Annotated in this window: 12 protein-coding genes and 2 riboswitches; of the genes, 11 read left to right on the top strand and 1 reads right to left on the bottom strand. The window is 41.1% G+C overall.

Annotation, left to right across the window (positions count from 1 at the left end; genetic code table 11):
- The coding region (locus DP117_RS30385; protein ID WP_211176430.1) for a hypothetical protein at positions 1 to 1049 on the top strand (1049 nt) is incomplete at its 5' end.
- A complete protein-coding gene (locus DP117_RS30390) occupies positions 1049 to 1315 on the top strand; it encodes a hypothetical protein (RefSeq protein WP_169221923.1) in 267 nt (88 codons plus the stop codon). The genes DP117_RS30385 and DP117_RS30390, both read left to right, overlap by 1 nt.
- 80 nt (positions 1316 to 1395) lie before the next feature.
- Here DP117_RS30390 and DP117_RS30395 read toward each other — a convergent pair whose 3' ends face one another.
- Complete coding sequence (locus tag DP117_RS30395; RefSeq protein ID WP_169221924.1) at positions 1396 to 2421, bottom strand: DNA cytosine methyltransferase; 1026 nt, start codon at positions 2419 to 2421, stop codon at positions 1396 to 1398.
- A gap of 57 nt (positions 2422 to 2478) precedes the next feature.
- Between DP117_RS30395 and DP117_RS30400 the strand changes: the two genes are divergently transcribed.
- The 9 genes from DP117_RS30400 to metE all read left to right on the top strand — a co-directional run bounded on the left by DP117_RS30400 (position 2479) and on the right by metE (position 12584).
- Positions 2479 to 2676 carry a hypothetical protein gene (locus DP117_RS30400; protein WP_169221925.1) on the top strand — a complete coding sequence of 66 codons (198 nt, stop codon included), beginning with the start codon at positions 2479 to 2481 and terminating at the stop codon, positions 2674 to 2676.
- Positions 2677 to 2952: 276 nt separating this feature from the next.
- A riboswitch (cobalamin riboswitch) is annotated at positions 2953 to 3103 on the top strand.
- 18 nt (positions 3104 to 3121) lie between these two features.
- Positions 3122 to 5197, top strand: a complete 2076-nt coding sequence (locus DP117_RS30405; protein WP_169221926.1) for a TonB-dependent receptor — start codon at positions 3122 to 3124, stop codon at positions 5195 to 5197.
- Between the two features lie 161 nt (positions 5198 to 5358).
- Entirely contained in the window at positions 5359 to 6234 is an 876-nt protein-coding gene (locus DP117_RS30410; protein ID WP_169221927.1) for a (2Fe-2S) ferredoxin domain-containing protein, read from the top strand.
- Positions 6231 to 7484 carry an ABC transporter substrate-binding protein gene (locus DP117_RS30415; RefSeq protein WP_169221928.1) on the top strand — a complete coding sequence of 418 codons (1254 nt, stop codon included), beginning with the start codon at positions 6231 to 6233 and terminating at the stop codon, positions 7482 to 7484. The genes DP117_RS30410 and DP117_RS30415 overlap by 4 nt, the downstream gene beginning before the upstream one ends.
- An 86-nt stretch (positions 7485 to 7570) precedes the next feature.
- Positions 7571 to 8656: an iron ABC transporter permease gene (locus DP117_RS30420; RefSeq protein ID WP_169221929.1), complete on the top strand. Its 1086-nt coding sequence runs from the start codon at positions 7571 to 7573 to the stop codon at positions 8654 to 8656.
- Positions 8653 to 9672 carry an ABC transporter ATP-binding protein gene (locus DP117_RS30425; protein ID WP_169221930.1) on the top strand — a complete coding sequence of 340 codons (1020 nt, stop codon included), beginning with the start codon at positions 8653 to 8655 and terminating at the stop codon, positions 9670 to 9672. Before DP117_RS30420 ends, DP117_RS30425 begins: the two co-directional genes overlap by 4 nt.
- 188 nt (positions 9673 to 9860) lie before the next feature.
- Positions 9861 to 10004, top strand: a riboswitch (cobalamin riboswitch).
- 129 nt (positions 10005 to 10133) lie between these two features.
- Entirely contained in the window at positions 10134 to 10292 is a 159-nt protein-coding gene (locus DP117_RS35660; RefSeq protein WP_211176431.1) for a hypothetical protein, read from the top strand.
- A 161-nt stretch (positions 10293 to 10453) separates the two neighbouring features.
- On the top strand, positions 10454 to 10879 hold the full coding sequence (locus DP117_RS30430) for a DUF1636 family protein (RefSeq protein WP_169221931.1): 426 nt from the start codon (positions 10454 to 10456) through the stop codon (positions 10877 to 10879).
- A 61-nt stretch (positions 10880 to 10940) separates the two neighbouring features.
- Positions 10941 to 12584 (top strand): 5-methyltetrahydropteroyltriglutamate--homocysteine S-methyltransferase, encoded by a 1644-nt coding sequence (metE, locus tag DP117_RS30435; protein WP_169221932.1) that lies wholly within the window; start codon positions 10941 to 10943, stop codon positions 12582 to 12584.
- The last annotated feature ends 14 nt before the right edge of the window (positions 12585 to 12598 follow it).

The raw sequence follows: 12598 nt of genomic DNA on the forward strand, positions 1-12598 counted from the left end.
ATGTACCCAAAAGTACCCAGAAAATAGGGGGAGTAAAAATACCTAAAATACCAGCTAAAAATAAGAAGCAGTTCAAGTCGGTGACTGACTTGGGTAATCATTGGATTAAAGCTTATATAGAAGGCTACGAACTTCTAAGAGAACCAAGCTGGTATGCTCGCTGTTTATCCAACACTTCCAATAAATTACCTGGTCACGTCCGTTATGTCAATGGTGTGAGGACTGACCTAATCAACAGTTGCTGGCTAATCGGCAATCAAGCTGTCCGCAGTGGTAGCAGTGACCTCATGAGATTGGTGGAAGATTACACGGCTAAGTCATCTTTGTGGCTTGAGTACTTCCTTGGTGCTTTAGCTCATCTACCACAGATTAACCCAGAAATGAATTTGGAAGTTACGATAACTACCAATGATGTTAAACGCCACTCAGGAATTATCAAGAAGAATGAAGGGACGCACAAGGTAGAATTGTGTGGCGTCCCATGTGGTGTAACTATTACCATTAAAGCAATCTTACCCGAAGGATTTGCAGCGCTTAAAAGCCAGAAGCTAGACGGTGCTGTGACTATTTGTGATATCGGTGGCGGTAACACTTCCATCAGTCGATTCTTCAACTCGGAACCAGTAGGTGAGGTTGCTGTTAAAGACTTTGGCGCGGAATACCTGATTGAGAAAATTGCTTGTAACTCTGACCTCAAAGCACTCATCAAACAAGCGCCTAGTAAGGATGTTATCAACAGGAGTATTGAGGTAGGAGTAAAGTTCAAGAAATCTGAGTCAGGCGAAAAGATACCATTCTTGGCTTATGGTGAATCAGATCTCAATTTCTACAAGGTCTATGAGTTCGAGCTACAGGATTTTATTAATTGCAGACTCAGAGAAGTCATTAAGCAGTTAGAACAGTATAAACTTAGTGGTGACCAAATCCTGATAATTGGAGGTGGTAGTAAGTTACCGCTGCTGAATGCTGCATTAAAGAAGAAAGGATTCTTGATTTCTGCCAATGGTGCTTTTGATAACCTCATGGGACTGATAGCGGAGGTTGGGTAATGACAGCTGATAAAATCAGGATTAAGAAGTATCAAAAGCTCAAAGTACAACAATGGTGTGAAGCGCTCTTAGTTAGTGAGAGTCGGTTTGTTGAGGATGCAATAGGGTTTTATCTGCGGTATTTAGAAGGAAAGTATCCAGTTACACCCACTCTACCAGTTGCTACGACTGAAAGTTTGAATGGTCATCAAGAACTACCATCCGTTAAACCAGTAGCGATAGAAACGGATGACCCAGAAGAATTTGACGGAGGAATAGAACTTTAAATTAAATTATATAGCCAAAATCAGTGTCAACAATATGCCCATGCAACGCTGCAAACTCTATGACCTCTTCTATAGTCCAATCAATTCTGTGATTCATAGTGCTTAAATATTTGCCCTAGTATTGCCTCGTAGAGCTTAGTAGGCACGCCATTGCCTACGACCGCGCCCGCGATTCTCGACTGTGGGGGCAAATAATACCAATCAGGGATTGACTGTAGTATCGCACAATCACGCACTGACAGGTCAAGCCACTGCCCTTTGTACCAGATGTTAAGGAATGACTTTCTGTTTGCGCCCTTGCTATCAGTGAAAATCGCACAAGTAATAGTAGGTGCTAATTCATACGGATGCCTGATTCTTACATCATCACGAATTGATAGACGTTGAACTAAGAAAGCCTCTGTGTCAGGATATAGCAAACGATGCTCGTATAATGCTTGCTTCTGTGTAACCGTAGGTTCTGCAAAGTTCATGTAATCAATGCGATGAGCGAGCGCATCCATCCAAGATACAGGACGCTGACGCACTGGCATTCCTACAAGCGAGTTACCACGGTGAGCAATCAGACACATCCTTTCTCTGTCTTGTGGGACACTGTAACTAGCTGCGTTAACCACATCAAAACAGATTGCATACTCTAGCTCTACAAGTGTGTTGTAAATGATGCTAAATGACTCTGATTTGACATAACCTCGCACTTGTTCAAGCGTAAAATAAAGCGGTCGCATCTCTCGAATTGCTCTCGCTACTGCGATCGCAGCCGTCAAGTCCTTTTCTTTCTCTCCACCTTTACTTGTGTTTGCGTTAGAGAAAGATTTACATGACGGTGAAGCGTGCAAAAGGAACCAGTTGTCATAGTAATTCCTAAAATTAACTGTCTCTACAGGTTGTCTCAATAAATGCGTGTCTGGATAGTTAGCGCTATACACGTCAGCTATCGCATTACTTAGCTGTGGGTCGTTCGGGTCGCCTTCTACAGCCAAGCGCACGCTTAACCCTTTATCTGCATATTTCATCATGGCAGCGTCTAGAACTCCGCCACCTGCAAACAAAACAGCAGCTTTAAGTCTTCCAAAGACTTGCCCTGTAATATCTTTTCTTTTCATATTTAATTGCGATTATTAAATGTCTATTTTGACTTTAATAAGAGAGGAGCGTCAAGGGTGATTGAAATACAAATCAGCGTAGAGCAAGCAACAGAGTTAGAGATGTTGCTAAGGCTTTTAGGAACAATGGGAGAATTACCCGTGCCCACGTCTAGAGAAAAGCTGTCAGCGTTCGCAAGAAGCCCACGCTTGACAGCACTGAGACAGCAATTGATAGAAGAGTTAGACAATATGCTGAGGTTACAGAAATGCTGACGTTAGAGAAATCTTTCTCAAGCGATTAAGCAGTTCAACAGAATAGCTCAAATATAGGTCAAACTATGTTTGTAGAAGCCAGTGAGAAAGAACACGAAAAAACTTGAATCCTCTCTCCCCCTAATGCAGCACCTCATACAGACTATCGTATAGAAAAAGTACAGACAGTCTGACAACGCTTTTCTACACCTCGTATAGATACTTATAGTTCTGTTTATTTACGCTCATCTATTTAAATGCAACAATTCTTATTTGTATTGATATATTGAGCATGTTAAATTAAAGCCAATCCTGGGTTCTGATGGGGAACAGCCATCAGAGGTAACGGGGAAAGTCCGGTGTGAATCCGGCGCTGTCCCGCAGCTGTGATGAGACTTGAAGTATTTGTCTCTGAGTCAGAATGCCCGCCTGAGGTAAAAAACATACAATCATCTGCGAGGTACAGATGCAAAATATTCTCTTTAATTGCTGTTGGGCGATGAAAGTCATTGTATCTATGAGTGCAATGACAACTTTAATATTATGGAATGATGCTGTTTGTGGTGGAGAAATTCCACAACCAGAAAAAATCGCCCAAAGCACAAGTCCGCCAACAGATGAACAAGAACCACCCATTGAAATTACAGTCACGGGTGAAATATTGAATCAACCCGTATTCTCTCCCTTTCGTCGAGAGGGGACAGTAAAAGATTCTACCCGTCCAGTTTATGTCATTACAGGTGAAGAAATGGAAGCACAGGGAGTGCGAACCGTCAGAGAAGCGTTGCATTTTCTCCCCGGAATCTTACCTGATGGGACAGTTGGGACAGAAGTAAACGCATTAAGCGGTCAATTTATTCGGGGTTCCAACTCCGAACAAGTATTGATTTTACTAGATGGCAGACCGATTAATAATCTTGGTTCTGGTAGTTTTGACCTTTCAGAAATCACCACCAACAACATTGAACGAGTAGAAGTTTTACCAGGAGGAGGTTCTACCCTATACGGTTCCGATGCAATTGGGGGAGTGATTAACATTATCACTCGTCGTCCAACAGAGAAAGTGACAACACAAGCGGGAGTCACCTTTGGTGCTTATGGACTCAATCAGCAGACTATTAACAATAGTGGGAAAGCAGGAGATATTTCCTGGGTTGTGGGATATAACCGCACCCAAGCTGATAACAATTATCCCTTTTCCATCCCAGAAGCCAATTTTGAAGGAACCAGGAAAAACAATGACACTCTCTACAACAACTTTAATGTAAAGTTGGAGACGAATTTAGGAAAACGCAATACTCTTACCGTCTCAAGTTTATACTTAAGCAAAGACCAAGGAGTTCCAGGAGGAGTCCCTATTCCCGAACCCCTGTTTGGACAAGGTTATTTTAACTCCTTGACTGACAACAATCGCAAATACACAGACCAAGTTCTCACCGACTTAACTTGGAACTCAAAACTAGGAGGTGGGGATGACTCACTGCTAACAGCAAGAGTTTACGCCGATTTTCTCAACACCCGTTTTGATAATCGTAGTGGGACACTCTCATCCCAGAGACGGTTTGATAACGAGCAAACCTCTTACGGAATTCAAACGCAACACAGTTGGAAATTTGCTAAAAATCAAACCTTAGTTTATGGCTTTGATTACCGCAATGTGTCAGCGCGTAACAGCACTTTCAACTATTCCACTGAGCAACAAACTCTCAGCTACGATGATAGCATCTCTCAAGGAGCGCTTTTTGCCAGATATGAAATTAATTTCACCCCTAGCTTCAGTGTAAATTTAGGCTTGCGCCAAGATTTTAGCTCTTTAGCAAATGGCTCCTTTACATCACCGAGTGTAGGCGCACGCTGGGCAATTTCTGACTCTACTAACCTCAGAGCTAACTATATCAGGAATTTTCGCGCACCGACTCTTTTCAATTTATATGGTAGGGGTTCTACCTTTGTTGGTAACCCGAATCTGCGACCAGAAAATGGTGATAGTTATGATATCGGAATTGACCAAAAGCTGTGGGATTTCGGTTTATTGCGCTTGACCTTTTTCAGCAATACAATATCAGATTTGATTGCCTATAACTTTGCTGTTCCAGTAGCCACATATGAGAATATTGGCTTAGTTCGCACCAGGGGGATTGAAGCCGTTTTAAATGTACAACTGGCAAAGAATGTCTATGCCTTTGTCAATTATACACTCAATGATCCACGCATTAAAGAGAGTGTCAACTCTGCCGAAAAAGACAAAGAATTGAGATTTGCAGGTGCAGATAGTTTAAATTTGGGAATTTCTTATGAAACACCTCTAGGTTTATATGCAGGAATACTCATGCACTCCCTTGGTGCATATCCTACCAACAATACCAACACGGAATCTTTGTCTGGGTACACGACTTTTGATTTCAAAACGCGAATTCCTTTGAATGATAACTTGATACTGACTGGTAGTGTAGATAATATCTTCAACCAACGGTATCAACTATTTCCTGGTTATCCTGATGCAGGGAGAGTTTTTCAAGTGGGTTTCAATGCCACATTTTAGATGGTAGTAAATTACTAATTAGTGGTTAGTGATTGCTCTCTTTTCTCCTCCTCTGTGTTCTCTGCGCCTCTGCGGTTCAATCAAACTCTTTTTCACAAATCAGATAGGATTGCTATAACCATCAAGAATCAACAACTAACAATTTCTAATCTAAAATTACTATGAGTGAATTTCATCAAGAGGTAACACCATTAAACCGCGTCGTCAAAGAACCTTCGCTAACAGGAGGATACATCGAATATGAAGATTTTGATTGCAGTTGCGACGTTTTATCATCACTACTTTACACCTTATTTCAGCAGAATTGGCATCAGGTGGGGGTAGGACACATTGTACAAGGCGGCGTGTTGGAATTGGAATTTCCTGCTGCACCCAAAATTTGTATTCTTTATGATGGATACCTGACGGTAGTCACAGAAAGTTGGCATCTTCACTTATGTATTGAAGCAAATTTAGGTGGTCCCCATTGTAAGACACCACTAGAATTAAGGAAACAACGTCAAGTCAGTCGTGCTGCTTTTTATCGACGGTTTAATGCAGAAGGAATCCCCAGAAGTTGGGGAATTGATTTTTGGAATGGTGCAAGTGAGAATTTGATGACTATCTTCTTACCTAATCCATATGTTGAGGGAGAAAACTTATTACCAGAAGGTAAACCTAACTTAGCCAAATTAGAGCTTTACGAAGAACTGCGAGATATCTATGTGTTAGGTAAAAAGCCAATTCCGTTTCATACAAATCCCCTGAAACATCCTTACATATCCGTTTGCACGTCTACCCGTTGTCTTCCTTCACGCAAATGGCAACCTATTTTTGATTCATTAAAAGCAGCAGTTGAAAAAGCTGGTTTGGATATAGAAGTCAGAACTTCTGGCTGTTTAGAAGTTTGCAAACTTGGTCCAGTGGTCTTTTATTCAGAGGATAAGACTTGGTATACTCGCGTTAGTCCTGAAGTGGCTGAAAATATAGTTAATGAACATCTTGTTCAAGGTAAGAAAATAATAGAACATTATTATCCGCCAGTTTCAAAGACATGATAGGAGCAAAAATTTTCCAGTTTAAAAGCATCATCTTTTTGGGCAAGATAGTTTTAGTTGCTATTCTATGTATTGCTTGTCACAGTACAACAAACATAAGTGATAACAAACAAACACCCACTGAAGCAATTTCATTTGCTAACACCAATGTTCTTCAAGGATGTATCTCAAACTATAACCCAAAAACTGACTATTTTCCGGAAAAAACCAGCATCAATTATGGCGAAGGCTTTGAGGTAGAATATCATCAAAACTACAAAATTATCAAAGTTAAAAATCCTTGGAAAAACGCCAATACAACATTTGAGTATGTTTTAGTCCAATGTGGTACACCTACACCAAAAGGATTCCAAGCAACACAAATCATTCAAGTTCCTGTAAATACAATAGTCTCTCTCTCGACGACTCATTTACCCCACTTGGATAAATTGGGAGTTGTAGATAAACTTGTTGGTATTAGCGATCGCAAACAAGTCAATACCGCCAGCGTAGTCGATAAAATCAAAACAGGTCAAGTCGTAGAAGTCAGTAATAATGCCAATGTTAATGTTGAGAAACTATTAGAATTAAATCCTGACTTAGTGACAACACATGGAGTAGGTAATCCAAATATCGATAGCTATCCAAAACTGTTAGAAGCAGGTTTAAAAGTAGCCATCAATGCTGAGTATATGGAATCATCGCCATTAGGACGAGCCGAATGGCTGAAGTTTACAGCTTTGTTTTTTAACCATGAAGCAAAAGCGGCAAAAATCTTTGCAGAAATTGCCCAACAATATGAAACAATAGTCGCTCAAGTCAAATCTGTAAAAAATCGTCCCAGTGTATTTGTAGGATTTAACTTTAAAGGAACATGGTATATGCCAGGAGGTAACAGTTACGTAGCCCAATATCTAGCTGATGCAGGCGCAAACTATCTTTGGAAAGAAGATAAATCTTCTGGTAGTTTACCATTATCTTTTGAAAAAGTCTTTGAACGTGCTGTCAATGCCGATTACTGGTTAAATTTTAGTCAATCTTGTCAAACAAGAAAAGACCTACTTGCTGAAGATAACCGCTATGCTGAATTTAAAGCTGTAAAAAACGGAAATCTTTATAATAATAACGCCCGGATTAACACCACTGGCGGTAATGACTATTGGGAAAGCGGAATCACCAATCCTCATTTAGTTTTATCCGACTTAATTAAAATCTTACATCCAGAAATTCTACCCAATCACCAACTAAAATATTACCGTCAACTTTCCTAATGTTCTCTTTCTTATCTCCTTTCTTTGCGCCCTTTGTGCCTATGTCCTGCGGACACGCTTCGCTAATGCGGTTTCATTCTATAAAAATGCCTGACTACAAATTAAAACCAATAGTTAAAACGACAAACAACTTACCTGTAAAATCGCTTCTCTTTCCCATATTACTTACAATACTAATCCTCACCTTTTTGCTAGACCTAGCCCTTGGTTCTGCCCATATACCCCTGAATCAAGTTATTACAATTCTACTAGGACAACAACCAGAAAAAATCACATGGACTATCATTATTCTCAAATTTCGCTTACCTAAAGCCTTAACCGCCACCCTTGCTGGTGCAGCCTTAGGCGTAAGTGGCTTGCAAATGCAAACCCTATTTAGAAACCCCCTAGCCGGACCATTTGTATTAGGAATTAGTTCTGGTGCTTCTTTAGGAGTCGCACTAGTCGTACTCACAGCCAGCGCTACAGGTACTGCTACATTCTTAAAAGACTTAGGAATTTGGGGTGATTTTGGTTTAGTCATAGCAGCAAGTCTGGGTGCAGCTTCAAGTTTAGCGATTATGCTAGTTGTTTCTCGGCGCGTTCAAGACACAATGACACTGCTGATTTTAGGTTTGTTATTTGGTTATGCGACGACATCAATTGTGAGTATTTTACTGCAATTTAGTTCAAAAGAAGGTATTCAAAGTTATTTATTATGGACTTTTGGCAGCTTTGCAGGTGTCACTTGGCAACAGATAATTATTCTAGTTCCAATCATACTTCTTGGGTTACTAGCAGCGCTGCTATTGTCAAAACCACTCAACGCACTTTTACTAGGTGAATCTTATGCACGTAGTTTGGGGTTAACAGTACAAAAAGCTAGATTTTCAATTCTTACCAGCGCTTCTGTATTAGCGGGAGCAATCACTGCTTTTTGCGGTCCCATCGCCTTTTTGGGTGTAGCTATTCCCCACCTCTGTCGCAATTTATTTAACACTTCAGACCATCGAATATTAATTCCAGCAGTGATAATTATGGGTGCAATTTTAGCATTGATTGCAGATTTGCTTGCCCAACTTCCGGGAAGTCAGATTATTTTACCATTAAATGCTGTCACCGCTTTGATAGGAACTCCTGTTGTAACTTGGGTGATTGTGCGGCGTAATTCTCAAAAATCCTTTCCCACATGAGTAACGCAATTCTCACAACCCACAACTTGACTATTGGTTACAGGATGTCCAGAAAAATTGTCCGGAATGTTGTATCTGGTATTTCTGTATCGCTGCAATCAGGGGAACTTGTCTGCTTACTTGGTCCCAATGGTGCGGGTAAGTCAACCTTACTGCGATCGCTTGCTGGAATGCAACCTCCAATTCAAGGTGAAGTGCGATTGTTAGGAGACGATGTCTATAAGTTACCACCGCAAGAAATAGCGAAACGTCTGAGTCTTGTACTGACTGAGAAAATAGATGTAGGTATGCTTTCGGGTTACACTTTAGTGTCGTTGGGGCGCTATCCCTATACTAACTGGTGGGGAAAGCTGACATCCCAAGATGAAGAAATAATAACTTGGGCAATAAAATCTGTAGGCGCTGCACACTTAGCACAACGCAATGTCAGCGAACTCAGTGACGGAGAACGGCAAAAAATCATGATTGCGCGTGCTTTAGCACAAGAACCTGTTTTAATGCTACTTGATGAACCAACAGCATTTCTGGATTTACCCCGCCGCGTGGAGATTATGCAATTGCTACAGCGCTTGACAAAAAAGACAAATCAGGCGATTTTGCTTTCCACTCACGATTTGAATTTAGCCTTGCGCCTTGCTGATAAAATTTGGCTTCTATCAGAAGGCGGTTCTCTACATATTGGCGCACCGGAAGACTTGGTTTTAAGCGGTGCATTTGCTGATACTTTTAAAAGCGTTGGTGTAGAGTTTGACGCACTCACTGGGGAATTTCATCTTCATACGCCGATTCGTGGCACAGTTGATTTAGTGGGTGAAGGTATGGAAGCACTGTGGACAAAGCGTGCTTTGCTGCGAGTGGGGTTTGTTGTCGTATCTGATAGTCATTTGACGCAAATTTCTATAGAGGTAATGTCTGCAACAGGACAGGTTTTTTGGCGAGTAAAATACAACGGTGCTGTGTCGAAACATGACTCAGTGCATGAGTTAATTCAATTTTTGAACCAAGTCGCCCCGTAACAGGATAGCTATGATTGACGCATTGTCCCCTAAAAATTTGGGCAGGCTTATTAAAAACTCGACTAACGACGACGATAACTAATCAATCAGGAAGCCTGCCCAAATTTTTTACGTGTAAGACCCTCGTGACTAGTCAAAAGCTTCAGCCATATATCTAAAAAAGATTAGCGCGATCGCTTAAGTTGCTATATCATAACGAAGTAGACGGTTCTAGTGGAAATCAGCCACTAGAGGTAACGGGGAAAGTCCGGTGTAATTCCGGCGCTGTCCCGCAGCTGTAATCAAGGTTTGCCTTGTGAGTCAGAATGCCCGCCGACTAATAAACTTCTGCTTCAATCTACGAGGTATAGATGAACGCTACTGCGAATCTTTTCACAATCAATAGGTTTTATTTCTTCATTGCGCCAAAGATACACTTCAGGTTACGGCTTGCTAGGAGACCATAGACGATTTATCAGGACGTGCAAATTACGCCTGTTGGTATAGCTGTCATTCGTGCTGGTTTTTCGCTTGGCATAGTGTCTGTATTGGGTCATTTGGCACAGTCATTGCTTCAAGTAAAAATTACTCAGTCTTCTCCCAAAATGACATCTTCTGCAACTTGGTTTCGTGTCATCTGAGCCACTACTCGTTAATTATTGCAAATGATTAGTAATAGAGATACTACACAATCAGCGAGGTTAGCCTTCAGCGTTGAGAAGATCCAAAAAGCTTAAGTGCCTTGGCAACACTGTGTAATATTTTCAGTGGTTTGAACTTCCTCCTACACACTTCAAAATCAATGAGCAACAAACAACATACTTTATTTGTTTGCACGACTTGTGCCAGTATGTGGCAAGACGGCAAGCGAGTTGGTTCTAGTGGTGGTCAACAACTACTACAGCAGCTTCAGGAACTTGCACAAAACTGGGAGTTGCGAAATAATTTCCCAATTCAGGGAGTTGAATGCATGAGTGCTTGTAATTGCTCTTGTGTCATTGCCTTTGTTGCCCAAGATAAATTAACCTATCTGTTTGGCGATTTACCAGCTGATAGTAGCGCCGAAACCATTCTGCAATGTGCCAGTCAATACTATGCTAAACCCGATGGTTCACTGCCTTGGTCAGAACGACCCGAACCACTGAAAAAAGGAATTCTGGCAAAGATTCCACCACTTAATAAATGGGCAAGATTAAACATAAGTTGTTGTTCATCAAGGACTCACTAAAAGTTCTCAGTTCCCAATCTCTAGTATCCAAATCATTAGTTTTCATTCATAAGAGAAACTCATGCAGATTAAAACTTCAACATTAGGCTATCCCCGTATTGGTAAAAACCGGGAAGTCAAGAAATCACTAGAAGCCTTTTGGAGTGGAAAGATAGCAGCAGAATCGTTGTTACAAACAGTAAGAGAAGTTGAAGAAGCTAACTGGAAAACCCAGTTAGATGCAGGGATTGATAAAATTGGGATTGGAGATACCACACTTTATGACCATGTACTTGACTGGGCGTTTCGTTTTGGTTTCATTCCCGAACGCTTTCAACAGTTTTCTGGGTTAGAACGCTACTTTGTAATGGCACGAGGTCAAGAAGGAATTCCCGCTCTTGAAATGACCAAGTGGTTCGATACTAACTATCACTATCTTGTCCCTGAAATAATCTCAGAAACACAGTCAGCAGATTTCAGCGATTTTTTAGAAACAGTCCGGCGTGCCCAAAAGATGTTAGGTAGAAGGGCAATTCCCATCATACTTGGTCCTTGTACACTCCTGCGCTTAAGCCGACTGAAATTGAATATTGACGAGGCGGTATCAAAGCTAATACCACTCTACATCAACCTACTTACAGAACTGAAAAATCTGGGAGTAGACGAAGTGCAAATGCACGAACCTGCCTTAGTTTTGGGTGATGCCAATTCCTGGAAAGAACACTTCCAAACAGTCTATAACTCACTTGATTCTGTAGAACTACCCCTACACCTAGTTACTTACTTTGATGACTTAGGGGAAACCTACCTTTGGGTAATGCAATTACCAGTCAGCGCAATTAGTTTGGACTTCACTCGCGGACGAAACTTAGAGTTAATCAAAACTTACGGTTTCCCTAAAGATAAGCGACTGGGATTAGGAATTATAGATGCGAGAAATATTTGGCAAATTCGTCCAGAACAAGTTCTCTCCGTATTGCAAGAGATTGTAGAAAATTTACATATAACAACATCTTTACATATTCAGCCATCAGCTTCCTTGCAGTTTGTTCCATACGATGCTCAACGAGAAAAACAACTGCCATCGGCATTAAGAAATGTTTTAAGTTTTGCGGAACAGAAACTTCAAGAAGTAATATTTTTAGCTCGAACAATCACAGGAGAACACACAAAAAACGAGCAAGAAATTATTGAGTCAAGCTGGAGTATATTCGAGCAGTTTAGTCCAGTAAATCACTCAATTCAAGAAAGAATCAAAACTCTGAAGATTGATGATTTTCAGCGCTCCTTATCCTATGGATTGCGTCTTGATTCCCAAATTCCTCTTCCTCTGTTCCCGACAACCACAATTGGTTCCTTTCCTCAAACTTCTGAAGTTCGCCAACTCCGAGTGCGCTATAAACGGGGTGAATTGAGTCAGGAAGAATACCAAGCTGCTATTGATGTTGAAATTGCCAAGAGCATTAAACTACAGGAGGAATTAGGGTTAGATGTTTTAGTTCATGGTGAATTTGAACGCACCGATATGGTGGAATTTTTTGGACAGCAGTTATCAGGCTTCGCTTTCACCGAAAATGGTTGGGTGCAAAGTTACGGTAGCCGTTATGTTCGTCCGCCAATTATTTACGGTGATGTGGTTCGCACAGCACCAATGACGGTACGTGAGTTTAAAGTAGCTCAATCATTAGACCTCTTGCAAAAGTCATCCGTTATATGGGACAAGTAGGTGAGAGTGGGCAA

The sequence above is a fragment of the Brasilonema sp. UFV-L1 genome (assembly GCF_012912105.1).
Lineage (GTDB): Bacteria > Cyanobacteriota > Cyanobacteriia > Cyanobacteriales > Nostocaceae > Brasilonema.

Coding starts and splice junctions, on each gene's coding strand:
- DP117_RS30410 (WP_169221927.1), top strand. CDS start 5,359: ATGAGTGAATTTCATCAAGAGGTAACACCATTAAACCGCGTCGTCAAA.
- DP117_RS30405 (WP_169221926.1), top strand. CDS start 3,122: ATGCAAAATATTCTCTTTAATTGCTGTTGGGCGATGAAAGTCATTGTA.
- DP117_RS30430 (WP_169221931.1), top strand. CDS start 10,454: ATGAGCAACAAACAACATACTTTATTTGTTTGCACGACTTGTGCCAGT.
- DP117_RS30395 (WP_169221924.1), bottom strand. CDS start 2,421: ATGAAAAGAAAAGATATTACAGGGCAAGTCTTTGGAAGACTTAAAGCT.
- DP117_RS30420 (WP_169221929.1), top strand. CDS start 7,571: ATGCCTGACTACAAATTAAAACCAATAGTTAAAACGACAAACAACTTA.
- DP117_RS30425 (WP_169221930.1), top strand. CDS start 8,653: ATGAGTAACGCAATTCTCACAACCCACAACTTGACTATTGGTTACAGG.
- DP117_RS30415 (WP_169221928.1), top strand. CDS start 6,231: ATGATAGGAGCAAAAATTTTCCAGTTTAAAAGCATCATCTTTTTGGGC.
- DP117_RS30390 (WP_169221923.1), top strand. CDS start 1,049: ATGACAGCTGATAAAATCAGGATTAAGAAGTATCAAAAGCTCAAAGTA.
- metE (WP_169221932.1), top strand. CDS start 10,941: ATGCAGATTAAAACTTCAACATTAGGCTATCCCCGTATTGGTAAAAAC.